Source organism: Dactylosporangium sp. NPDC005572 (assembly GCF_040605515.1).
GTDB lineage: Bacteria > Actinomycetota > Actinomycetes > Mycobacteriales > Micromonosporaceae > Dactylosporangium.
Window position 1 is genome coordinate 1 of sequence record NZ_JBEXCY010000111.1, and the last position, 22,602, is coordinate 22,602.

General features: G+C 74.4%; 23 protein-coding genes. 10 read left to right on the forward strand and 13 right to left on the reverse strand.

Features of this window, described 5'->3' with window-relative positions; genetic code table 11:
• Nucleotides 1-92 precede the first annotated feature (92 nt).
• From ABZS66_RS37925 to ABZS66_RS37975, 11 genes are read right to left on the reverse strand one after another with little or no spacing between them, the layout of a single operon-like run.
• Complete coding sequence (locus ABZS66_RS37925) at nt 93-941, reverse strand: CoA ester lyase (RefSeq protein WP_354766421.1); 849 nt, start codon at nt 939-941, stop codon at nt 93-95.
• Nucleotides 938-2,101, reverse strand: coding sequence for an acyl-CoA dehydrogenase family protein (locus ABZS66_RS37930; protein WP_354766423.1), 1,164 nt, complete (start codon nt 2,099-2,101; stop codon nt 938-940). Before ABZS66_RS37930 ends, ABZS66_RS37925 begins: the two co-directional genes overlap by 4 nt.
• A gap of 5 nt (nt 2,102-2,106) precedes the next feature.
• The gene (locus ABZS66_RS37935) at nt 2,107-2,487 is read right to left on the reverse strand and encodes an OB-fold domain-containing protein (protein ID WP_354766425.1); all 381 of its coding nucleotides are present in this window, start codon (nt 2,485-2,487) and stop codon (nt 2,107-2,109) included.
• Entirely contained in the window at nt 2,484-3,596 is a 1,113-nt protein-coding gene (locus ABZS66_RS37940; protein ID WP_354766427.1) for a thiolase, read from the reverse strand. The genes ABZS66_RS37935 and ABZS66_RS37940 overlap by 4 nt, the downstream gene beginning before the upstream one ends.
• Entirely contained in the window at nt 3,593-3,982 is a 390-nt protein-coding gene (locus ABZS66_RS37945; RefSeq protein ID WP_354766429.1) for a MaoC/PaaZ C-terminal domain-containing protein, read from the reverse strand. The genes ABZS66_RS37940 and ABZS66_RS37945 overlap by 4 nt, the downstream gene beginning before the upstream one ends.
• Nucleotides 3,979-4,473 (reverse strand): MaoC family dehydratase N-terminal domain-containing protein, encoded by a 495-nt coding sequence (locus tag ABZS66_RS37950; protein ID WP_354766431.1) that lies wholly within the window; start codon nt 4,471-4,473, stop codon nt 3,979-3,981. The genes ABZS66_RS37945 and ABZS66_RS37950 overlap by 4 nt, the downstream gene beginning before the upstream one ends.
• Nucleotides 4,470-5,417, reverse strand: coding sequence for a RidA family protein (locus tag ABZS66_RS37955; RefSeq protein ID WP_354766433.1), 948 nt, complete (start codon nt 5,415-5,417; stop codon nt 4,470-4,472). Before ABZS66_RS37955 ends, ABZS66_RS37950 begins: the two co-directional genes overlap by 4 nt.
• Complete coding sequence (locus tag ABZS66_RS37960; protein WP_354766435.1) at nt 5,414-6,922, reverse strand: MmgE/PrpD family protein; 1,509 nt, start codon at nt 6,920-6,922, stop codon at nt 5,414-5,416. Before ABZS66_RS37960 ends, ABZS66_RS37955 begins: the two co-directional genes overlap by 4 nt.
• The gene (locus tag ABZS66_RS37965) at nt 6,919-8,124 is read right to left on the reverse strand and encodes a CoA transferase (RefSeq protein WP_354766437.1); all 1,206 of its coding nucleotides are present in this window, start codon (nt 8,122-8,124) and stop codon (nt 6,919-6,921) included. Before ABZS66_RS37965 ends, ABZS66_RS37960 begins: the two co-directional genes overlap by 4 nt.
• Entirely contained in the window at nt 8,121-9,131 is a 1,011-nt protein-coding gene (locus ABZS66_RS37970; protein WP_354766439.1) for an LLM class flavin-dependent oxidoreductase, read from the reverse strand. Before ABZS66_RS37970 ends, ABZS66_RS37965 begins: the two co-directional genes overlap by 4 nt.
• Nucleotides 9,128-9,652: a MaoC family dehydratase gene (locus ABZS66_RS37975; RefSeq protein WP_354766441.1), complete on the reverse strand. Its 525-nt coding sequence runs from the start codon at nt 9,650-9,652 to the stop codon at nt 9,128-9,130. Before ABZS66_RS37975 ends, ABZS66_RS37970 begins: the two co-directional genes overlap by 4 nt.
• A gap of 56 nt (nt 9,653-9,708) precedes the next feature.
• Between ABZS66_RS37975 and ABZS66_RS37980 the strand changes: the two genes are divergently transcribed.
• Entirely contained in the window at nt 9,709-10,401 is a 693-nt protein-coding gene (locus ABZS66_RS37980) for a hypothetical protein (RefSeq protein ID WP_354766443.1), read from the forward strand.
• Here ABZS66_RS37980 and ABZS66_RS37985 read toward each other — a convergent pair.
• Nucleotides 10,398-11,222 carry an IclR family transcriptional regulator gene (locus ABZS66_RS37985; protein ID WP_354766445.1) on the reverse strand — a complete coding sequence of 275 codons (825 nt, stop codon included), beginning with the start codon at nt 11,220-11,222 and terminating at the stop codon, nt 10,398-10,400. The genes ABZS66_RS37980 and ABZS66_RS37985 overlap by 4 nt on opposite strands.
• Before the next feature lie 124 nt (nt 11,223-11,346).
• Between ABZS66_RS37985 and ABZS66_RS37990 the strand changes: the two genes are divergently transcribed.
• From ABZS66_RS37990 to ABZS66_RS38015, 6 genes are read left to right on the forward strand one after another with little or no spacing between them, the layout of a single operon-like run.
• On the forward strand, nt 11,347-12,579 hold the full coding sequence (locus ABZS66_RS37990) for a flavin reductase (RefSeq protein WP_354766447.1): 1,233 nt from the start codon (nt 11,347-11,349) through the stop codon (nt 12,577-12,579).
• 26 nt (nt 12,580-12,605) lie between these two features.
• Complete coding sequence (locus ABZS66_RS37995; RefSeq protein ID WP_354766449.1) at nt 12,606-13,865, forward strand: acyl-CoA dehydrogenase family protein; 1,260 nt, start codon at nt 12,606-12,608, stop codon at nt 13,863-13,865.
• Nucleotide 13,866: 1 nt separating this feature from the next.
• Nucleotides 13,867-15,180 carry an aldehyde dehydrogenase gene (locus ABZS66_RS38000; RefSeq protein WP_354766451.1) on the forward strand — a complete coding sequence of 438 codons (1,314 nt, stop codon included), beginning with the start codon at nt 13,867-13,869 and terminating at the stop codon, nt 15,178-15,180.
• The gene (locus ABZS66_RS38005) at nt 15,177-16,028 is read left to right on the forward strand and encodes an isocitrate lyase/PEP mutase family protein (RefSeq protein ID WP_354766453.1); all 852 of its coding nucleotides are present in this window, start codon (nt 15,177-15,179) and stop codon (nt 16,026-16,028) included. The genes ABZS66_RS38000 and ABZS66_RS38005 overlap by 4 nt, the downstream gene beginning before the upstream one ends.
• Nucleotides 16,025-17,167: an NAD(P)/FAD-dependent oxidoreductase gene (locus ABZS66_RS38010; RefSeq protein ID WP_354766455.1), complete on the forward strand. Its 1,143-nt coding sequence runs from the start codon at nt 16,025-16,027 to the stop codon at nt 17,165-17,167. Before ABZS66_RS38005 ends, ABZS66_RS38010 begins: the two co-directional genes overlap by 4 nt.
• Nucleotides 17,164-18,609: an aldehyde dehydrogenase family protein gene (locus tag ABZS66_RS38015; protein ID WP_354766456.1), complete on the forward strand. Its 1,446-nt coding sequence runs from the start codon at nt 17,164-17,166 to the stop codon at nt 18,607-18,609. The genes ABZS66_RS38010 and ABZS66_RS38015 overlap by 4 nt, the downstream gene beginning before the upstream one ends.
• A 229-nt stretch (nt 18,610-18,838) precedes the next feature.
• Here ABZS66_RS38015 and ABZS66_RS38020 read toward each other — a convergent pair whose 3' ends face one another.
• Nucleotides 18,839-19,114 carry a Dabb family protein gene (locus ABZS66_RS38020; protein WP_354766458.1) on the reverse strand — a complete coding sequence of 92 codons (276 nt, stop codon included), beginning with the start codon at nt 19,112-19,114 and terminating at the stop codon, nt 18,839-18,841.
• Between the two features lie 88 nt (nt 19,115-19,202).
• Here ABZS66_RS38020 and ABZS66_RS38025 point away from each other — a divergent pair, with 88 nt between their 5' ends.
• The 3 genes from ABZS66_RS38025 (at nt 19,203) to ABZS66_RS38035 (ending at nt 22,598) form a co-directional block, all read left to right on the forward strand.
• Nucleotides 19,203-20,804, forward strand: coding sequence for a nitrilase-related carbon-nitrogen hydrolase (locus ABZS66_RS38025; RefSeq protein WP_354766460.1), 1,602 nt, complete (start codon nt 19,203-19,205; stop codon nt 20,802-20,804).
• A 61-nt stretch (nt 20,805-20,865) separates the two neighbouring features.
• Entirely contained in the window at nt 20,866-21,666 is an 801-nt protein-coding gene (locus tag ABZS66_RS38030; RefSeq protein WP_354766496.1) for an oxidoreductase, read from the forward strand.
• On the forward strand, nt 21,663-22,598 hold the full coding sequence (locus ABZS66_RS38035; RefSeq protein ID WP_354766462.1) for an alpha/beta hydrolase: 936 nt from the start codon (nt 21,663-21,665) through the stop codon (nt 22,596-22,598). The genes ABZS66_RS38030 and ABZS66_RS38035 overlap by 4 nt, the downstream gene beginning before the upstream one ends.
• The last annotated feature ends 4 nt before the right edge of the window (nt 22,599-22,602 follow it).

A 22,602-nucleotide genomic window follows, 5' to 3' on the forward strand; every position in this document is an offset into this window, starting at 1 on the left:
GGGGCGGGCCGGCGCGGGGTGGGCCAGCGTGGCGCGTGCCGGCGCCGCACAGACCGACGCCGTACGGACCGGCGTGGGGCGGCGTGACGTGGTTAGTGGGGTCGGGACAGTAGGCGGCGGGCGGCGCGGACCACCGCCGCGTCGACCATGCGGCCGTCCGCTCCCACCAGGACGGCGGCGCCCGACGCCACCGCCGCGTCGTAGCGGCGGACCAGGTCGGCCGCCTCGGCCAGGCGCTCGGGCGACGGCGTGAAGACCTCGTTGACGACCGGGAGCTGGGCGGGGTGGATGCAGGCCCGCCCGACGAAGCCCAGGCGGCGCAGGGCCTCCGTCGACGAGCGGAGCGCGTCGAGGTCGCGGTAGTCGGTGCTCACCGGGGCCACCGGTGGGGCGATCCCGGCCGCCGCGCTGGCCACGACGACGTGGGAGCGGATCGGCAGCAGTTCGCGCTCGTCCGGGCCGGGCGTCAGGCCCAGGTCGGCGCGCAGGTCGGCCTCCCCCAGCTGCAACCGGGCCACCCGCGGGGCCCGGGCCAGCTCGACGGCGTTGAGCACGGCCGCCGCGGACTCCAGCAGCGGCACGACGGCGATGCCGCCGACCGGCAGTCCCGCGGCCTCCTCGGCGGTGGCGAGGACGGCGGCCAGCGCGGTCAGCTCGCCGGCCGTCTCGGCCTTGGCGACGCAGACGCCGGCCAGGCCGGGCACCGCCACCGCCCGGGCGTCCTCCAAGCCCGCCTCGCCCGGGTTGATCCGGACCCACACGGCCGGGCGGCCGGCGTCCGGGAGCGACGACAGCCAGGAGCGCACGGCGAGACGCGCGGCGGACTTCGCCGCGGCCGGTACCGCGTCCTCGAGGTCGGCGATGACCGCGTCGGCGCCCCGGGTGAGCGAACCCGCCAGCTTCGCCGGGGCGTCGCCCGGCACGTACAGGTACGACCTCATCCGATGCGGCCCTTTCCGCTGGTCAGCGCACGGGCGATCACGATGCGCTGGATGTCGTTCGTGCCCTCGCCGATCATCATGAGCGGCGCGTCGCGGTACAGGCGCTCGACCACGAACTCCTTGGAGTAGCCGTAGCCGCCGTGGACCTGCATGGCCGACAGGGCGCAGGCCGCGGCGGCCTCGGACGCGAATGCCTTCGCCATCCCGGCCTCCAGGTCGACGCGCTGTCCGGCGTCGGCGCGCGACGCCGCCCAGTACACCATCAGGCGCGCCGCCTGGACCTGCATGGCCATGTCGGCCAGCCGCAGCTGGATCGCCTGGAACTCGGAGATCTGCGAGCCGAAGGCCGTCCGGACGGAGCTGTACCGCAGCGCCTCGTCGTAGGCGGACTGCGCGATGCCGAGGGCGCGGGCGGCGACGTTGATCCGGCCGGTTTCGAGCCCGGACAGCACCTGCTGCATGCCCCGCCCCTCGACCCCGCCGAGCAGGGCGGTGACCGGGACGCGGACGTCGTCGAGGAGCACCTCGCACGACTCGGTGCCCTTGTAGCCCAGCTTGGGCAGGTCGCGCAGCACCTCGAAGCCGGGCGTCCCGGCCTCGACCAGCAGCACCGACATGCCGCGGTGGGCCGGCGACGCGGTGGGGTCGGTCTTGACGAGCACCGGCAGCGGGTCGGCGTGCCGGGCGTTGGTGATCCAGGTCTTGCGGCCGGTGACGACGTAGTGGTCGCCGTCGCGGCGGGCGACCGTGCGGATGCCCTGCAGGTCGGTGCCGGCGTCCGGCTCGGTGAGGCCGATCCCGCTGCGGCGGGCACCGGTGGCGAGGTCCGGCAGGTATTGGCGCTTCTGTTCCTCGGTGCCGTGCCGGGCGATGAGCCAGCAGGCGAGGGAGTGGCTGCCGAGGATGCCGGCGATGCCCATCCAGCCCTTGGCGATCTCCTCGAAGACGAGGGCGAAGGAGACCATGTCGGCGCCGAGCCCGCCGTACTCCTCGGGGACGGTCAGCCCGAACAGGCCCATCCGGCGCATCGACTCGACGATCTCGGTGGGGTACCGGTCGGTGGCCTCCCACTCCTGCGCGACCGGCCGGATCTCCCGGTCGACGAAGTCGCGCAGCACGTCGCGGAACTGCCGCTGCTCGTCGCTGAGCTCGAAGTCCACTGTGGTCACCCTTCCAGGACGAAGACGGGCAGGTTGCGGCCGTCGTCCAGCGGCCGCCAGTCGACGCGTACGGGCCGGCCGATCGCGACGGCGTCGAGCGGCGTGACGTTGGTGAGCAGCCGGGGCCCCTCGGTGAGCGCGACGACGGCCACGACGTATGGCGCGGGCAGGTCCGCGTAGGCGGTGCGGCGCACGACGGTGAACGTCTCCACGACACCCGTGCCGGCCACCGGTACCAGGGACAGGGCGGCACCGCCGCACGACAGGCACACCGGCCGCGGGTAGTGCTGGAGATGGCCGCACGCGCCGCAGCGCTGGACGGTGAGGCGCCGGGCGCGGGTCTCGTCCCACCACTGCTGCGTGGTCTCGTCGAGCGGCACGTTCACGACGGCGCTCCCAGCAGGACCGTGCCGTGGGTGGAGAGGATGCCGCCGGTACCGTGGACGAGCGCGACCCGGTCGGCCGTCGCGCGGAGCCGCCGGACGGCCTCGACGAGCAGCAGCACGCCGAGCTGGCCGGGGTGGCAGTACGACAGACCCCCGCCGGACGTGTTCAGCGGCAGCCCGCCGGTGGCGAGGAAGTCGGGCGCCTCGCCGGGTGCGCAGAAGCCGAGCGCTTCGAGGGACAGCAGCACGGTGATCGTGAACGAGTCGTAGATCTGGGCCGCGTCGACGTCCGCGGGGGTGAGCCCGGCCATCGCGAACGCGCGCCGGCCGGACTCGGCCGCGCCGGTGTGCAGCAGGTCGCCGAGGCCGATGATCGAGGTGCCGGTGGTCGCCTCGCCGTAGCCGAGCACCGGGACGGCCGCGCCGGGCAGGTCGCGGGCCCGCGCGGCGGAGACCAGCACGACCGCGCCGCCGCCGTCGGTGACGAGGCAGCAGTCGGCGGTCGTGAGCGGGTCGCTCACCAGCGGGCAGCTCTCGACATCGAGAGCGGTGAGCGGGCCGGCGCCGTACCGGTAGGCGCGCGGGTTCTCCAGCGCCCACTCGCGGGCGCCGACGGCGACCGCGCTCAGCGCGGCCCGCCCGCGCGCGGCGCCGTAGGAGAACAGGTACCGCTGCGCGGCGAGGGCGTAGGCGGAGACCGGGTAGAGCGGGCCGTACGGGCGCTCGAACTGCGCCTCGGGCGTCTGCGGCTCGTAGGGGTCGTGGGTGCGGCTGCGGGCCGTGCGCTGGTTCGAGCCGTAGGAGATGACGACCACCGACGCCTGGCCGGCCCGGATCGCCTGTACGGCGTGCCCGACGTACAGCTGGAACGCCGAACCGCCGGCGAACGTCGAGTCGGTCCAGCGCGGGCCCAGGCCGAGGTACTCGGCGACCTGCGCGGCGGCGAAGCGCGACACCCCGTTGGTGGCCAGGCCGTCCACATCGGACAGGCGCAGGCCGGCGTCGGCGAGGGCCCGGGTGATCGCCTGGGCCTGCAGGTGCAGCGCGGTCTTGCCGGTGACGCCGAGGTCGGACTCGGCGGCGCCGACCACCACCACGCCCGTGCTCACGGCAGCCGCGCCACGGAGACCGCCGGCGCGACCGCGACCCGCCCGTCGTCGACGACGTCGACCCGGTGCACGACCGTGACGAGCCCGTCCTCCACTGTGGACACCGTGCCCATGCAGCGGACGGTCTCGCCGGCGAACACGAGGTTCTTGAACCGGAACGACAGGGCGGTCAGCCTCGCCGCCGGGCCGAGCCAGTCCTGGACCTGCTCGGCGAGCAGCGCGCCGAAGACCTGGCCGTCGACGACCGGCCGGTCCAGCCCGCGCGGCGCCAGGTACGCCGGGTCGTAATGCAGGCGGTGCCAGTCCCAGGTGGCGCCCGCGTAGGCGACCATGTCGGGCAGCTCGATGCGCCGCTCCAGGCAGGGCAGCTCGAACCCGGGCCTCACGGCGTCACCGCCACGTAGATGATCGTCTCCTCGTTGCTCACGAGCGGCTCGCCGTCCTGATTGGTGTACTCGGCCCGCGACGTGAGGATCAGCATGTCCTGCCCCGCCGACGTGGTCCGCTCGTCGGCGGCGGCGAGGGTCCAGGTCGCGGTGATCACGTCGCCGGGCCGGACCGGCCGGTGGAACACGTACGCGTTGCCGCCCCGGACCTGGCGGGTGCCGGGCAGCTCGATGCCCCAGCCGTGGCCGGCGTACCCGTCGGCGTCGCGGGGCAGTCCGGCGTACTGGTTGGTCTCGCAGACGAGCGTCGGCGGCGCGACGACCCCGTCGTACCCGGCTTCGCGGGCGGCGTCGTCGTCGGTGTACACCGGGTTGTCGTCGCCGACCGCGAGTGCGAAGTAGCGGATGGCGGCCCGCCCGAGCGGCTCCGGCGCGGTGTACACGACGGACGTGCCGACGAGGGCGCGGATCTCTTCGGTCAGGAGGCTCATCGGTCGAGCACCGCCGTCGGCACCGACTCGAGCAGGAACTCCGGCCGCAGCAGCGCGCTGCACACGACGGTCGTCACCACGGCGTCCGGGTACCGCTCGGCGCGCAGCGCGGCGAGCCGCTGATGGTCGGGCACCGCGGCCGGCGTGATGTAGTCGAGGATGCGGGTGACGGTCCCGCCGCCGGCCGCCTGGACCACCAGGTCGACGCTGTCGTACAGGTACACCGCCTGGCGCAGCAGGTCGCCCTCGTGCAGGGCGAGCTGGGTCGCCGGGTCGAGCGCGCCGAACCCGGACATGACGAGGGTGTCCCCGGCGACCACGCCCGGCCCGTACGTCAGCGTGTCGTAGCGGGACCAGCCGGGGTTGACCGCCCGCAGCGGCCCGGTCGACGCGAGCGCGTCGAGGGCGACGTGGGCGCCCGGCTCGACCGGCGTGTCGACCAGGATGCCGGCCGCCCCGGGGAACACGCCCGCCGCGCCGAGGAGGTCCCTGCGGGGCCGGCCGCAGCGGGGGTACTCCGCTCTGGTGGCCGTCGCCGTGTAGTCGGTCGTGCGGACGAGGGCGTCCAGGCCCAGGCCCGCGGCGGCGAGCAGCTCACCGACGCGGTCGAGGCAGGCGCGGTACTGCTCGCGGAAGCCGCCCTCGGTGGTGTGGACGCTCGGCAGGTACACCAGGTCGCCGGCGATGACCAGCTCTCCGGCCCTGGTTCCGCCGCCGGGCCACGCGGTCAGCTCGACCAGCTCTGGCGCGTCCGCCAGCAGACCGGCGACCGGGATCGTCGAGACCGGCGCCTCGTAGGGTTTGCGGGCGGCAGCCCTGGCACCGGGGTCGGAGCCTGCGGTGACGTACTCGGTCACGTGGACGACGTCGCCGGGGCTCAGGCCGGCCTCGCGCAGGAGCCGCTCCGCGTCCGGATACGGCACCGCGGGCAGGTGGACGGTCACGCCGCTCCTCCTCGGTTCGTTCCTTCGGTCGGTCGGCCGACCGACATCGTGGCTGTACGCACGGCGTCCAGCAGCCGCGTCAGGTCCGGGGCCGTCGGCAGGGCATCGACGGCGGCCAGGACGGCCGGTGCTGCGGGGCCGAGGTTCGCCAGGGCCTTCGTGCGGACCAGCGTCGTGATGTCCGGGTCGTCCGGGCCGCCGCCGCTGCGGGCGACCTCGGCCGTCCGGCGACGGCCGTCGCGGGTCGTCACCGTGACCCGGCCCGGCTGGTCGGCGGCCGGGCCGGGGAACGCCGTCACGCGGTGCCGGACGCGCGCCGCGAGGGCCCGCACCTCCGGGCGGTCGACGTCGTCGAACGTGTCCAGGGTGACCGCGCCGTCGTGCAGCATCGCGGCCACGCACCACGCGAGCGCGAACTTCGCCTGGTAGGCGGTGCGCGGCACGGCCTGGTCGGGGCCGCACACGATCGCCTCGGCGTCCGGGTGGACCTCCACCTCGACCAGCTCGACCGCGTCCGGGTCGACCGCGATGCGGGCCGCGGCGTCCAGTGGGGCGTGCAGGAGCTGGCAGGCCGGGTACGGCTTGATCGTGATGCGGGTCAGCTCCCACCGCTCACCCAGACCGTCCAGCACGGCGGCGGGGTCGACGCGGCGGCCGGCCAGCGCGGCGAAGAGGCCGTACGAACCCTCGATCGCGCTCGACGGGCCGCTCGCGCCGGCCGCGGCGAGGCGGGCGGCGAGGATGCCGTGGTGGGCGGCGAGGCCCGGGTGGAGCTGCTTCGTCGACGAGCCGGTGTGCAGGAACTCCAGCAGGCCGCCGGCCTGGCTGGCCGCGATGCCGAGCGCGTCGGTGGTCCGGGCGGCGTCGAGGCGGAGCAGGCGGGCGGCGGTGAGGGCGGCGGCGATCACACCGCAGGCGGCGGTGGCGTGCAGCCCGCGGGCATGGAAGGCGTGCGGCGCGGCGGCACCCAGCCGGCAGATCGTCTCCAGGCCCACGGCGGTCGCGGCGAGCGCCTCGGCGCCGGTGACCCGCTCAGCCGCGCGCCCGGACCCGTGCCCGGACCCGCGCCCGGACCCGCGCTCAGACCCGCGCCCGGACCCGCGCTCGGACCCGCGCCCGGACTCGCGCTCGGACAAGCGCTCGGGCTCGGGCTCGGGCTCGGCGAGGGCGAGCGCGAGGACCACGGGCAGCACGGGCGCGGTGGCGTGGACCAGGCCGCCGGCGTGCGTGTCGTCGAAGTCGAGGGCGTGGACGAGCGCCCCGCCGGCGAGCGCGGCGGCGGCCGCGCCGACCCGCCGGTCGGTCCCGAACAACCGGGCCTCCGGCGGGCCGCCGAGCCCGAGCGCGACGGTGACCGCGGGCGTCGCCGCGTCCCGGTGGAGCGCGGCGACGAGCGTGCCGAGCCCGTCGAGGACGTGCCGGCGGGTGGCGTCGGCCGCCGATGACGGTACATCGACCGACGTCAGCGAAAGGCCCCACTCGGCGAGCCGCCGCGCCACCGTCATGGCCCGAACGCGCCGTTGTCGGTCAGCGCCGCGACCCGGGCCGAGTCGTAGCCGAGCAGCTCCCCCAGCACGTCCGCGGCGTCCTCGTGGCGCCGCGGGGCTCGGCGGTACCGCACGGGGTCGTCCCCGACCCGCACCGGTGAGGCGAGCTGGCGGACCGTCCCGAACGCGGGGTGCCCGGTCTCGACGACCAGCCCGCGGGCGGCGGTGTGCGGGTCGGTGAGCGCGGCCGCCACGTCGTTGACCGGGCCGCACGGGACGCCGGCCGGGGTGAGCGCGGCGAGCCACGCGCCGACCGGGCGGGTCAGGAACGCGCGCCCCAGGATGTCGAGGAGCTCGGCGGCGTGGTTGCGGCGGGCGTCGAAGGTGGCGAACCGGGCGTCGGCCGCCAGGGCCGTGCCCGTGTCGGCGTCGAGCAGGGCGGCGAGCCGCTGCCAGAACTTCTCCTTCGCGCAGCCGACGACCAGCCAGCCGTCGGAGGCCCGGAACGCCTGGAACGGGACCAGCGACGGGTGGGCCGAGTGGCGGGTGCGGACCGGGGTGAAGCCGGCGGTCAGGTGCCAGGTGCCGGGGTACGTGAGCATCGTGACGGCGGTGTCGTAGAGACTCAGGTCGCAGTCCATGCCCCGGCCGTCGCGGCGGGCGGCGTGGACGCCGGCCAGCAGCGCGATCGCGGCGACCAGACCGCCGGCGTAGTCGACCAGCGACAGGCCACTCTTGGCGGGCGGACCGTCGGGTTCGCCGGTGAGGGCCATCCAGCCGGCCAGGCCCTGCAGGACGTAGTCGTAGCCGGGCTGGGTTGCGCGCGGGCCGGTCATGCCGAAGCCGGTGAGCGAGCAGCAGACGACGGCCGGGTTGACCGGGGCGAGGTCGGCGTACCGGATGCGCATCTTCGCCGGCACGTCGCCGCGCAGGTTGGAGTAGACGGCGTCGCCGTGGCGGACCAGGTCCTCGAACACCTGCCGGCCGGCCGGCGCGGTGAGGTCGAGGGAGATCGAGCGCTTGTTGCGGTTGAACGTCTCGAAGAACAGCGAGTCCTCGCCCTCGGCGTAGGGCGGGACGTAGCGGCCGACGTCGCCGCCGGTGCGCGGGTCCTCGATCTTGATCACATCGGCGCCGAGGTCGGCGAGGTGCAGGGAGCCGAACGGGCCGGCGCCGTACTGCTCCAGGCTGATGACGCGCACGTCTTCGAGCGGTCTCACGAGGCGAGCTCCCGGATGAGGCGCAGGAGGTTGTCCTGCAGCGCGCGGATGCGGGCCGGCGGCAGCCCGTACGTCGGCGGGCCGAGCTTCACGGCGTCGGCCAGCCCGGCGTACTCCGCCAGCCGCGCGGCGACCTCGTCGGGCGTCCCGGCCAGCGTGAGCCGGTCGACCATGACCGGGTCGACGGCGTCGGCCAGGGCGTCGGCCGGGCGGCCCGCGCGGAACGCCTCGACCACCCGGTCCTGCGCGGCGGCGAGGTCGAAGAAGGCGAACAGGTCGGCGTAGGTGCGCACGCTGGCGTAGAAGCCCACGACGTTGGCGGCCGCGGCCCGGGCGGCGGCCGGGTCGTCGTCGACGGCGCAGCAGGCGGAGACGACGACCTCCAACGACCGGCCCGAAGCGCGCAGCCGCGGCAGGACCGTGGCCTCGAGGTACCGCGGCGGGCACAGCTCGTGCGAGAGCCATCCGTCGCCGATCTCGCCGGCCAGGGCCGTCATCGCCGGCCCCACGCCGGCCAGGTAGATCGGGATGTGGTCGCGGACCGGCGGGTAGGGGCGGCGGTAGCCGCGCACGTCGAGGCGCAGGTCGGCGCCGTCGAACGCCAGCCGCTCGCCGGTGTGCGCGCCGGCCACCAGCAGCCGGATCGCGGCGACCGTCTCGCGCAGCCGGTGCACCGGCCGGTCCCAGGCGACCCCGTGCCAGTCCTCGTTGAGCCGCCGCACGCCGGTGCCGAGGCCGAGCCGCAGCCGGCCGCCGGACAGCTCGTCGAGGTCGAGCGCGGACAGCGCGGTGAGGAACGGGCTGCGGGCGAAGGCGAGCGCGATGCCGGTGCCGACCCCGGCGGCGACCGTGCTGCCGGCGAGCGCCGCGGCGGTCACCACGGCGCTGCGGTGCAGCTCGGGCGCCCAGACGACGGCGGCGCCGGCCTCCTCGGCGGCGCGGGCGGCGGCGAGCTGCTCGTGGAGCGTCTCGCCCCACGGCTGGTAGTGCAGCACGGGAAGCGTCATGCGGTCAGCGGCCCCGTCTTCGCCACCGGGAAGAGGTTCTTGTCGTGCGGGGCGTCCCGGCGGTACACCATCACCGTCCGCCGCCACGACATCACCTCGTCGCCGTCCTGGTTCAGGCCGCGGGTCTTGCAGGTGACGATGCCGGCGTAGGGCCGCGACGCCGACTCGCGGGTGGCCAGGACGACCGACTCGGCGTAGAGCGTGTCACCGACGAAGACGGGCGCGGTGAGCCTGATGTCCTCCCAGCCGAGGTTCATGATCGCGTGCTGGCTCATGTCGGACACCGAGATGCCGAGCACGATGGCGACCGACAGGCCGGAGTTGACGATGAGCCGCCCGTACGGCGCGTTGGCCGCGAAGTGGGCGTTGAAGTGGTTCTGGTTGGTGTTCATGGTGAGCAACGTGAACCACGTGTTGTCGGCCTCGCTGATCGTGCGCCCGAGCGGGTGCTGGTACACCGTGCCGACCGCGAAGTCCTCGTAGTAGTTGCCCAGCGTCATGGCACTGACGCTAGGCAGCACGCGACACCGGCGTCAAGAACTTGTTTCGCACAGCGGATCGGTGTTTCCATACACGCATGGGCTGGTGGATCCTGCTGCACATCGTGCTGTTCGTGTTCTGGCTGGGCGGCGACCTGGGGGTCTTCTACTCCAGCCGGTTCGTGCTGCGGGCGGACCTGCCGCCGGTCGCCCGCAGTACCGCGCTGAAGATCATGGGTGGCCTGGACCTGGGCCCGAAGATCTGCCTGGTGCTGTTCCTGCCGAGCGGGGTGACGCTGATGTCGCTCGACCCGCACGGCGCGCAGCTGTTCGGTGTGCAGGTGTTCCACTGGTGGACCGTGCTGCCGGTGTGGCTGTTCGCGTTCGGCTGGCTCGCCCTCACGATCGCCGACCACCACGCGCCGGGGAGACACCCGTTGGTGCGCAGGGCCGACTGGACGATCCGGATCGGGCTCATCCTCGCGCTGTACGGCACGGCCGGCTACACGATCGCCGCCGAGCGCCCGTTCGGGGTGACGAGCAACCCGGACTGGCTCGGCGCCAAGGTCGCCCTCTACGCCACGGCGATCGCGTGCGGCCTCGGCATCCGGCTCACGCTGCGCGGCTTCGGGGCGCCCTACGGCGCGCTGCTGACGACCGGCTCGACCCCGGAGGTCGAGCGGGCGCTGCGGCGCGCCGTCGACGGCTGCCTGCCGTACGTGTGGGGCATCTGGCTCTCGGTGCTCGCCGCGGCCGCACTGGGCGTCCTCAAGCCCGGCATGATCCCTTAAGCGGGGGCGTAGCCGAGGTGGGCGGAGACGCGGGCCGCGGCGGCGAGCAGGGTGTCGGCGCACTCCGACATCCGCGGCTTGAACCGCGACAGCGGCCCGGCCAGCGACAGCACGGCGATGACGTGACCGTCGTGGTCGAACACCGGCGCCGCGATCGACGCCGCGCCGATCTGCCGCTCCCCGAGCGAGGTCGCGTAGCCGCGGCGCTGGATCGCCGCCAGCTCCAGCCGGAGCGCCTTGCCGTCGACGATGGTCTTGTCGGTGACCGGCTCCAGCACGGCGTGCTGGGTCAGGTAGTACTCGATCTCGTCCGCGCTCAGGAAGGCCAGGAACGCCTTCGAGGACGCCCCGGCGTGCAGCGGGTAGGGCGTGCCGAGCTGCACCTCCAGCCGCAGCTCCTGCTCCGGCACGACCTGGTCGGCGTAGAGCCGCATGTCGCCGCGCCGGATGGACAGCGTCGCCGTCTCGCCGGTCTCGGCGGACAGCCGGCGCAGCTCCGGCGCCGCGATCGCGCGCAGGTCGGTGCGGGCCAGGTAGGCCCGGCCGAGCGCGACCGCCGCGTGCCCGAGCGCGTAGCGCCGGGTGGTCGGGTCGACCGCGACCAGGTCGCGGTTGCGCAGCGCGGTGAGGATGCGGTGGACGGCCGCCTTGGTGAGCCCGAGCTCGGCGGCGATCTCGGTCACGCCGAGGTCGGGCCGGCCGACCCGGCCGAAGAGCAGCAACACGTCCATGGCCCGCTCGACGGCCGCGATGGAGCGGCTGGCCGAGCCGTCGGCGCTGTCGCTGGCGGGCGTCGCGGCGGCTGACGTAGTGGTTGGCACCCCAGAAGTCTAGGCCGTCGATTTCCCCATGGGAAACGCTGTCGCGACTTTCGTTGACAGCCGATCACGAGCGTCGTTACCGTAGGCGGTACGGCGTTTCGCTTAGTGAAACAGGGTGGCCCGAGTGACGATCGATCACGACACGTTCCGCTCGGTGCTCGCGCAGTGGCCGAGCGGGGTCAGCGTGGTCACCACGGTGGTCCCCGACGGCTGGCACGGGATGACCGCCAGCTCGTTCTCCAGCGTCAGCATCGACCCGCCGCTCATCCTCGTGTGCCTCAACCGCCGCATCCACACCCACCGCCTCATCGAGACGAGCGGCGTCTTCGCGGTGAGCATCCTGGCCAAGGACCAGACGATGATCGGCCGCCGGTTCGCCGGGCAGGAGGCCGGCGTCACCGACCGCTTCGCCGGCAGCCCCTGGCAGACCCGGGTCACCGGGGCGCCGGTGCTCACCGACGCGGTCGGCTGGATGGACTGCCGGGTCGTGCACGCCCACGAGGGCGGCGACCACACCATCTTCGTCGGCCACGTGGTGGACGCCTCGACCGAGCGGGTCGTCGCACCGCTGCTGTTCCACTCGCGTGCCTGGGGCCAGCTCGCCGACGTCCTGCCGGAGGAGGTCACGGTCGCCGACAGCGGCCTGCTGCCCGCGCTGCGCTCGCACGTCGTCGCCGAGGACGCCGCCGTCGAGCTGGCGACCGCGCTGCGCGCCGCCGGCGTGCGCGTGCGGGTCCGCGACCCGCACGGCGGGCTGGTCACCACCGGCGACCCGGCGACCGCCGCGGCGCTCGTGGACTCCCCCGACGAGGTCGCCGACGCGGCCCTCGGCGGCGCCGGCGTCCTGGAGGTGCCGGTCGGCGACCCGCTGGTCACCAAGCGGATCCTCGACGAGGCCCGCCGCTACGACATGCGGGTCACCGCCTGGCTGCCCGACGCGTTCGTGCCGGACCGCGCGAGCACGGTGCTGGAGGCCGTCGACGCGCTGGCCGGCCTCGGCTGCGACGAGATCGGCCTCGACGAGGGCGTCCACGCCGCCTCGCCGCGCCAGGTCCGCGCGCTGCTGCAGGACGCGACCGTCCGGGCCCGGCCGGTACCGCTGCGGGTGCGCCTGCGCGACCGGCACGGCCTCGGCCTCGTCAACGCGCTCACCGCGATGAAGAGCGGCGTGCGCCACTTCGACGCCACCCTGGGCGGTCTCGACGGCGCCCTCGCCTGCGAGGACGTGCTCTTCCTGGCCGACCGGCTCGGTGTCGCCTGCGGCTCGCCGCGCGCGGCCCTCGTCGGCGCCGCCGTCTCGCTCGAACAGCACCTGGGCGGTGCATTACCCGGCCGCACCTACCGCGTGCTCCCATGACGCGCTCCTCCATGAAAGGGAAACCCATGGCACTCCTCGATTCGATGACCGACGCCGAGCGGGACCGCGCCGCGCGGGTCGACTCGGTCCTGCCGGCCCTGCGCGACCAGGCCGCGTCGGCCGACGCGGAGCGCCGGTTCCCGGTCGAGCACGTGGCCCGGCTGCGCGACGCGGGACTGCTCGGCCTGGTCGTGCCGGAGGAGTACGGCGGCCTCGGCGGCACGCTGCGCGACCTGGCCGCGGCCACCTACGCGATGGGCTCGGCGTGCGCGTCGACCGGCCTCGCCTACTTCTTCCACAACACCAGCGCCTCCCGCGGCCTGCTGCCCCTGGAGGCGATCAAGGCCGGTCTGTTCGAGGCCGACGAGATCCCCGCTGTGCAGGCGTTCGCCGAGAAGGTGCTCACCCGGATGGCCGGCGGCGTCTGGCTGGCCAACTTCGCCAGCGAGTCGGTGAAGAGCGCCGCCGCCAACATCTCGATCACCACCACGGCGACCCCGGTCGACGGTGGCTGGCTGCTCAACGGCGAGAAGTCGTTCGGCTGCGCCACCGGCGTCGCCGACTACTACCTCACCACCGCCCGGCTCGACGGCACCGACACCGCCGCCGGGCTCGCCACGTTCTTCGTGCCGCGCGACGCCGCGGGTGTCGGCGAGCGCCCGGCCTGGGACGCGTTGGGCATGCGGGCCACCGCGAACCAGGGCATCACGCTCACGGACGTGTTCATCCCGGCCGACGAGGCGCTCACCGTGCCCGGCGCGTTCGCGCGGATGCTCCAGGTGAGCCGCGGCTCGTTCGTCGGCAACCAGCTGGCGATCTCCGCCGTGTACCTCGGCGCCGCCCAGTCCGCCTACGACGCGGCGCTGGCCGCCACGACCGGCAAGGCGTTCGCCGACACCGGCCGCCCCATCGCCAGCAGCCCCATGCACCAGGTACTTTTCGGCGACATGACGGAACGCCTGGAGACCGCGTACCTGTGGATCCGCCGGCAGCTGGAGCTGGAGACCTCGGAGCCGCCGCTGCGCGGCAAGGACGAGGTGTTCCGCCAGTGGCGCATGGCGAAGGGGTCGATCACCGAGGCCTGCTTCGAGGTCGCGGTGGGCGCACTGAAGTGCACCGGCACCAGTGGTACCGCAAACTCGGGCGTCATCGCGCGGGCCGTGCGGGACATCGCCATGTCCCTGGTCATGACGTTCCCGGCGGAGCGCGGGCGCCTCGAGGCGGCCAACATCGTCACGACCGGCGCCGAGAACGCGCTGTTCGCCAACGTCTCGAAGGGCGCCTGACGTGCGGCCGGACAGCGCACCGGACGTCGTCGAGGCGGCGCTCGCCGCGGCCGGCGACGCCGCGCCCGCGTGGGCGGCGGTCCCGCCGGACGAGCGGGCCGGCCTGCTCGACGCCTGCGCCGACGCCCTGGAGCCGGTCGTCGGCGAGCTCGTCGCGCTGGAGAGCGCCACGACCGGCGTGCCGATCCGGCAGACCACGCCGCTCGGGTTCATCGTCACCGGCTCGTTCCGGCTCGCCGCGGCCCAGCTGCGCGAGGGCTGGCTGACCCGCACCGTCACCCGCGACGACGGCCGCCCGGTCACCGTCGAGCTGCTGCCGTGGGGCCCGGCCGCCTGCCTGGTCCCGTGGAACGCGCCGGCGCCGATGGCCGCGCACAAGGCGGCCAACGCGCTCGCCGCGGGCTGCCCGGCCGTCGTCAAGCCCAGCGAGCACGCCGCCGACGGCACCGACCTGCTCGTGCGCACGATCGCCGGGCTGCTGCCGCCGGGCGTGCTGCAGATCCTGCACGGCGGCCCGGCGGTCGGCGCCGCGGTCGTCGGCGACCCCCGCATCCGCGCGGTGTCGTTCACCGGCGGCGTCCCCGGCGGCCGGGCCGTCGCCGCCCAGTGCGCGGCCCAGCTCAAGCCGGCGCAGCTGGAGCTCGGCGGCAACAACCCCCTCGTCGTGCTGCCCGACGCCTCGGTCGACGACGCCGCCCGGGCCGCGGTCGAGCTGCTCACCACGCTCAACGGCCAGTGGTGCCGGGCGCTGGGCCGGCTCGTCGCGCCGCACGCCATGCTGCCGTCGCTCCTCCCGGCGATCGGCGAGCGGCTGGCCGCGCTGAAGGCCGGCGACCCGGCCGACCCCGCCACCGACCTCGGGCCGCTCATCCACGCCGGGCACCGCTCGCTCGTGGCGCACCAGCTCGACGCGCTCGGCGGCACCGTTCACCGGTGGACCACGGTCCCCGACGAGGGCGACTTCTTCGCGCCCGCGCTCGTCACCGGGGCCGACCCGCAGGCCGCCCGGCACGAGATCTTCGGGCCGGTCGCGACCGTCCACGGCTACGACACCGTCGAGGAGGCCGTGGGCCTCGCCAACGACACCGAGTACGGCCTGGAGGGGTACGTGTTCGGTGCCGACGAGGACGCCGCGCTGGCCGTCGCCCGGCGGGTGCGGGCCGGCGAGGTGAAGGTGAACGGGTCGTCGGTGATGAGCCTGCACCTGTTCACGCCGCGGCCCGCGTGGGGCGTGTCCGGCCTGGGCGAGGAGGGCACGGCGGAGACGCTGCGCTTCTTCACGAACCCGCGGGTGACGGGCGTGGAGGGCCGGTGAGGTCGCTCCTGGCCGGGCCCGGGGTCACCCATCTCGCCGGCGTCTACGACCCGGTGACCGCGGCCCTGGCCCGCGCCGCCGGGTTCCGGGCCGCGCACCTGTCCGGGGCCGCGGTCGCCGCGCTCGCCCTCGGCCTGCCCGACCTCGGCTACGTCCACGGCACCCACATCGCCGACCGCGCCGCCACCATCACGCCCGCCCTCGGCGGCGTGCCGCTGCTCGCCGACGCGGACACCGGCTACGGCACCGCGATCCACGCGGTGTGGACCGCCCGCCGGTACGCCGCCGCCGGGGTCGCCGGCCTGCACATCGAGGACCAGGTCAGCCCCAAGCGCTGCGGCCACCTGGCCGGCAAGGAGGTCGTCGACGCCGGCACCGCCGCCGGGAAGATCCGGGCGGTCGCCGACGCCGGCACCGGCCTGGTGCTGGTCGCCCGGACCGACGCCTACTCGGTCACCGGCCGGTCCGACGCGATCGACCGCTCGGCCCGCTACGTGGCGGCCGGCGCCGACGCCGTCTTCGTCGAGGGCGTCAGCGACCGCGACGGCCTCGCCGTGGTGCACGAGGCGCTGCCCGGCGTCCCCCTCGTCGTCAACCGCTCGGAGGCGGGCGGCCCGACCGGCGACGGCCTGCCCGACGAGGAGCTTGCCGCTTTGGGTGTACGCCTGGTGCTGCACCCGGTCGCCCCGCTGCTCGCCGCGCTCGATGCGGCCCGGGCCGCCTACGCCGCCATCGCGCGCGCCGGCCACGCCGGGGCGGTGCCGCGCCTGTCGTGGCACGAGTTCACCGGCCTCGTCGGCCAGCCCGGCGCCCTGGCGCTCGACTCCCGCTACGGAGGGCCGTCATGACCGTCATCGTCGCCGGGGCCGGCCCGGTCGGGCTGACCGCCGCGCTCACGCTGCACCGGGCCGGCGTGCCCGTCGTCGTGCTGGAGGCCGGGCCGCAGCTGGCCACCGAGTCGCGCGCGTCGACCTTCCACCCGCCGTCCCTGGAGATGCTCGCCGACCTCGGCGTCATCGAGCCGATGCTCGCCCAGGGACTCGCGTCCCCCACCTTCCAGTACCGTGCGCGCGGCGGCGGCATCATCGCCGAACTGGACCTCGGGCTCCTCGCGGGCGACACGCGGTACCCCTTCCGCCTCCAGCTCGAACAGAGCAAGTTCACCCGCATCGCGCTGCCGTCGCTGCCGGCCGGCACCGTCCGGTTCGGCCAGGCGGTGGCGCTCGGCGGCGTCACCCAGGACGCGACCGGCGTGACGGTGCGCACCGAGTCGGGCGACGAGTTCCGCGGCGACTGGCTCATCGGCGCCGACGGCGCCAACTCGGCCGTCCGCCGCACGCTGTACGGGGCGTCGTTCGACGGCATCACGTACCCCGAGCGGTTCCTGGTCGGCTCGGCCGACGAGGACCTGACGACGCTGCTGCCCGGGATCGCCGCCGTCAACTACCTGTTCGACCCGGCCGAGTGGCTGGTGCTGCTGCGGACGCCGGACCATTGGCGCGTCCTGCTGCCGACCCCGCCCGACACCCCTGACGCCGCTGAGCTTTCCCGCCTCCCGGCGCGGCTGCTGGGCGTGGCCGACCCGGGACGGCCGTGGCGGGTCGCGCACACCACGCTGTACCGCGTCCACCAGCGCATCGCCGCCTCCTTCCGGCAGGGCCGGGTGCTGCTCGCCGGGGACGCGGCCCACATCAACAACCCCCTCGGCGGCATGGGCATGAACTCCGGCATCCACGACGCGGTCCTGCTCGCCCGGGCGGTGGCCGCCGGTGACGACGCGCGGCTCACCGCCGTCGCCGACGCGCGGCGGATCGTGGCCCGCGACCACGTCCAGGCCAGCACCCACCGCAACTGGGAGAAGCTCCGCTCGGGCGGCGCCTCGGCGTACGCCGACGAGCTGCGCGCCCTCGCCGCCGACCCGGTCGCGTCGCGCACGTACCTGTTGCGGTCATCGATGATCGCCGCACTCCGGGAGACCGCGGCATGAGCGGCCGCCCGGTCATCCTCCGGGAGAACCCGGCGCGTGTCGCCGAGGTCGTCGGCCGCGTGGACGCGGTGGTGCGCAACATCCCGGACCGCGTCGACGACGCCGTCCGGGACGCGCACCGGGCGTTCCGCTCGTGGTCCTCGGTGTCGCCCGACGACCGGCGTGCCTTGCTGGCCCGGGCCGCCGACGCGCTGGCGGACGAGCTCGACGAGTTGGCGACATTGATGGCCCTCGAAATCGGGAAGCCGCTCGCGGACTGTCGCGGCGAGCTCGGGTTCGCGGTGAAGTACCTCCACTGGGTCCTCGACCACACCCCGGTCCCCGACCGCGTCGTGGACGACGCCGACGGCCGCCTGGTCGTGCAGCACAAGCCCTACGGCGTGGTCGTGGCGGTCACCCCGTGGAACGCCCCGGTGATCCTGGCGATGCTGAAGATCGCCCCCGCGCTGGCCGCCGGCAACGCGATCATCGTGAAGCCGTCCCCGCTGGGCCCCCTGACGATCGACCGTGTCATCCGCATCATGCGCGCGTGCCTGCCCGACGGCGTCCTGCGCGCCCTGCACGGCCACGCCCCGCTGGTGGCCGCCCTGACGACCCACCGCCTGGTCCGCAAGGTCGCGTTCACCGGCGGCGAGACGGCAGGCCGGGCGATCGCCACGGCGGCGGCCGACCACCTGATTCCGACGGTGATGGAACTGGGCGGCAACGACCCGGCGGTGTTCCTCGACGACTTCGTGCCCGACGACGCCGCGATGGACCGTCTGGTACTGGCGAGCCTGGCCACGAGCGGCCAGGTCTGCATGGCGGCCAAGCGCCTGTACGTCCCCCGTGCCCTCCTGGCTTCGTTCGTCTCCGCTTACGAGGCGGCGGCACAACGGGTGGCCGTGCTGGGCGACCCGCTGACCCCGGGCGTCACGGTGGGCCCGATGATCTCGGCCGACGCCCGGTCCCACGCGACGGACCTGCTCATGTCCGCCCTGTCGGCGGGCACACCGGTCCCGCTGGGCACCTCGGTGGCGGACCTGTCGGCCGGCCACTTCGTCGAACCGGTCCTCGTGGTGTCCCCGTCCCCGGACGCGGCGCTGCTGCGCGAGGAGCAGTTCGCCCCGCTGGTCCCGCTGGTCCCGTACGACACCGAGGCCCAGGCCCTGTCCTGGGCCAACGACGACGACCTGGGCCTGGGCGCCTCGGTCTGGAGCGCGGACGAGGAGCGGGCGTTCGCGTTCGCCCGCGAGGTGGAGGCGGGCTTCGTCTTCGTCAACACCCACAACCGCACGGGGATGTCGCTACGCGCCCCGTTCGGCGGCGTGAAACGCTCGGGCTGGGGCCGCGAGTACGCCGAGGAGGGCCTGGCCGAGTACGTCCAGCCCTGCGTGATCCACGCCCCTGGCCCGTTCCGCCCGGGCGGCGCCGGCCTACCCCCGGGCGCCTACCCGCCCTGACCGACGTACGGCACCCCTTCCGGATATGTCCGGCACTTCGTGCCTGACATATCCGACATTTCGGTTATCTGCGATTGCGCGGAGCGTGCAAGCGCAGCCGACCCCCCATGATCAAGGGAAGGATCTGGCTGTCATAGCGACCAGATCCTTCCCTTGATCATGGGCGAGCCGACGAGCGACGAGCCGCGCGCCCGCTCCGAGCCGTCGCTCGACGACGCGACCGCCGGCGTCAGAAGTCGACCACCGCGCGGGTCGCCAGGCGGGGGCGGAGCCAGCCCGCCAACTCCATGTGGGCCTCGTGTTGCTGGTAGCCGCGCAGGCCGTCGGCGTCGTCGTGGGTCGTCATCACCAGCAGGTCGTACGAGACCTCGGTCCGCAGGGTGTCCAGCTCCACCTGAATTGTGTGGATCTGCGGCACCACGCCCAGCAGGGCTGAGAGTCTGGCCTTGGCTTCCGGGGCGTCCGCGGGGTCCGTGAACTTCATGACGACGACGTGGGTGAGCACGGTCCTGGCCTCCCGAGCACTGTTGAGGAACGCGCGCTGAGTGTATGTTCGGGAAACACTGTTCCGCTAGAGGAACCAGGAGGCCCCGGTGCGGGTTGCCGCTGTCCAGTTTGAAGCCGGCCAGGACGTGGCCGCGAACCTTGCGACCTGCCTCCGGATGATCGACGCGGCCGCCGCCGAAGGCGCCCAGCTCGTCGTGCTGCCGGAGTTCTGCAATCACCTGTCGTGGTACGACGACCGCGAGCACGCCCGGCGGATGGCGTGCCGCGAAGGCGACGACTTCCTCACCGCAGTCGCCGCGAAGGCGAGCGAACGCGGCGTCTACGTCAAGATCAACGTTACCCTCGCCCGGGACGACGGCCGCACGACCGGCACCAACCTGCTGTTCGACCCCGCTGGCGCGCTCGTCGGGCAGAGCGACAAGCAGACGCTCATGGGCAGCGAGAACGACCACCTCCACCGGGGCAGCGAGCCCGGGCCGGTCGTGGAGACGCCGTTCGGCGCGGTGGGGATGTACGCCTGCATGGAGGGCGTGGCGCCCGAGGTCACCCGCGGGCTCGCGGTGCGCGGCGCGGACCTGCTGCTCAACAGCCTGAACTCGTTCGCGACCGACGAGGCGAGCCTGCACATCCCGGTGCGGGCCGCGGAGAACAAGGTCTGGGTCGTCGCGGCCAACAAGGTCGGCCCGCTGCTGCCGGCCGAGCACCTCGGCACCATCAGCGCGGGCCTCAAGGTACCGGCGGAGTGGCTGCACGGCGCCGGCGAGAGCCAGATCGTCGCACCTGACGGCACCGTCGTCGCGAAGGGGCCGCGCACCGGCGAGGCGGTCGTCGTCGCGGACATCGACGTGACCACGGCCCGCGACAAGCGCCGGCCCGACGGCACGGACGTCTTCCGGGCCCGCCGACCGGCCCTCTACGCGCCGATCGGCCGGCAACCCGCGGCCAACGGCCGCCGACCGGCCGGAGAGCAGAGGCTCACGGCGGCCGTGGTACGAGCGAAGGACCTGACGGCCGGAGTGCGGCGGGCCCTGGCGGCCGGGGCGCAGCTGCTGGTCCTGCCCGAGCTGCAGGACGCGGCGACGCCCGGCATCCTCGGCGAGCTGCTCGCCGGCACCGGGGCGGTCGCCGTCACCAGCGTCCTCGACGGCGACGCGCACGTCGGCCTGGTGGTCGCCGCGGACGGCGTGGTCGGCCGCCAGCCGCAGCTGCACGCCGTCGAGCGGCTGAGCAGCACCGCGCTCGGCGACCGGATCGAGACGTTCGACCTGCCGTGGGGGCGGCTGGTGGTCGTGGTCGGCGACGACGCCGTGTACCCCGAGGTGTTCCGCGTCGCGACGATCCTCGACGCCGACGTGGTGGCCGTGCCGTTCACCCCGGCCGAGGACTGGGAGCTGCGCCTGGGCCTGCCCGAGCGCGCGGCCGAGAACCGGCTCAACGTCGTCGCGGCCGCGCCGCTCGGCAAGGAGTCGGCGTTCTTCGCGCTGAGCCCCGACTTCACCCTGTGGACCCAGTGGGAGGGGCCGTTCACCGGCCGGATCTCCCACCCGGTGACCACGCTGGTCGAGCCGGACCAGGAGGTCGCCACGGCCGAGCTGACCCCGGCGCAGAGCCGCAACCGGCTCGTCTCGCGCGGCACGGACCTGGTCGACGGGCGCCCCTGGCAGCTCGTGGAAGCGATCACGCGTTGACAGATGTTCCGCCGAGCGAAACACTGTTTCCAATAACGATACAACTCCGGGAGTGACCGCGATGGCAGAGACGGTCCAGCACGTCGAGGAGATGCTCGACGCGTCGCCGGTGATCGACGTCCACGACACGTTCGCACAGTTCCAGCAGCTCCTCATCGACCTCAAGGCCAAGATCGACGCCCGGTTCGACACCACGCGCGACCCGTCGACCGAGGACCTCGAGGCATACGGGACCTACCCGGAGGGCCCGGGCGGGCGCGTCGCCGCCTACAGCGGCCCCGAGGTCGACTGGATGGTGCACTCGTGGCTCGGCAACCCGGCGCAGAGCTTCGTCAACCTGCACCTCACCTGCTGGCTCGGCCCCCAGGTCCGCGTGCCGCACCTCGGCATCGCGCTGCTGTGCTGGCCGGGCGGCTGGTTCTACACCGACTACATCCCCCGCACCGAGCTCCTGGTCGACGGGGAGTACTTCGACCGCTACTACGCGCCGACGAGCGACGCCTGGCTGGCGCACCGCGACGACCCGGAGTTCGTCTGGTTCACCAGCCGGGCCCCGTTCATCCGCGCGTCGCTGTCGCCGAACGCCTACGTGTACTCGTTCGAGCGCAAGGCCCGCAACCTCGACATCGTCAGCGGCGTCCTGCACGCGCAGGTCGACCGCTGGCTCGGCTGGATCGACGAGGCCGAGCCGGTGCCGGACGAGGAGCGCGCGGCCCTGCGGCAGCGCGACCTGGCGATCCGGCGCAACATCGCCGACCGCGACCCGGCGAACGTGATGGGCGTGCGGTACTTCGGGCAGGAGACCACCGACCGGCTCGTCGGCGCGCTGTGGGGCGCCGACCGCCGACTGCCCCGCCCATGACCGCCACCGTGCGTTCCCTGTGGCACGCGGTCCGCATCCCGGACCAGCCCGAGCCGTTCGACACGGCCGTGCTGAAGGTGCACTACCCCGCGCTGGTCACCGGGTCGGACGAGGAGCGCCTGTCGGGGAACTTCCGCGCCGACCCGGCGAACGCGCCGTACCCGGTCGTGCTCATCCTGAGCGGCATCAACGTCGGCCAGGACGCGTACCGCTGGCTGGCCGCCGACCTGGCCGCCCGGGGCTTCGCCGCGGTCACCTACGACTGGGTCGGCCCGCTGTTCGCCGGCCAGGTCGGCCTGACCCCCGGCGTCGACCTGGCCCTGGCCAGGCCCGACACCTACGGTCAGGGGCCGACCTGCCAGGCGATCGCGCCGATCATCGGCGCATTGTCGGGGCTGCTCGACGGCGCGCTCGACACCACGCGGCTCGCGCTCGTCGGGCACTCCGCCGGCGGTACCGTCGCGCTGCAGTCCGGCAGGTTCTTCCGCGGGGTGCGGGCGGTCGCCACCTACGGCGCGCACACCATGGTCTCGACCATGCTCGGCTGGCCGGCCGGCACGATCGCGCCGGCGCTCGTCGAGTCGCCGGTGCTGCTGCTCGCCGGCACCGAGGATGGCGTCATCGCGGGCTCCTCCGACCGCTACGGCGCCGCCGGCAGTCACGACCCCGTCAGCCGGACGTTCGACGAGGCGCTGCCGGACCGCGGCGGCGAGCACGTGCTCGCCTGGCTGCGGGGCGGCAACCACTTCAGTATCGCGGACCCGGTCGACCCGACGTCGGCCCGCGCGTTTCTCGACCGCCCGTCCACAGTGGACCCCGAGAAGGGCCGCGCGGCGATCGCCGGGGTCCTCACCGCGTTCCTCTCGACCCACCTGCGCGGCGAGGTCGCCGAAGAGTACGAATCACCGTTGCTGACGATCCGGCGCCGCTAGGAGC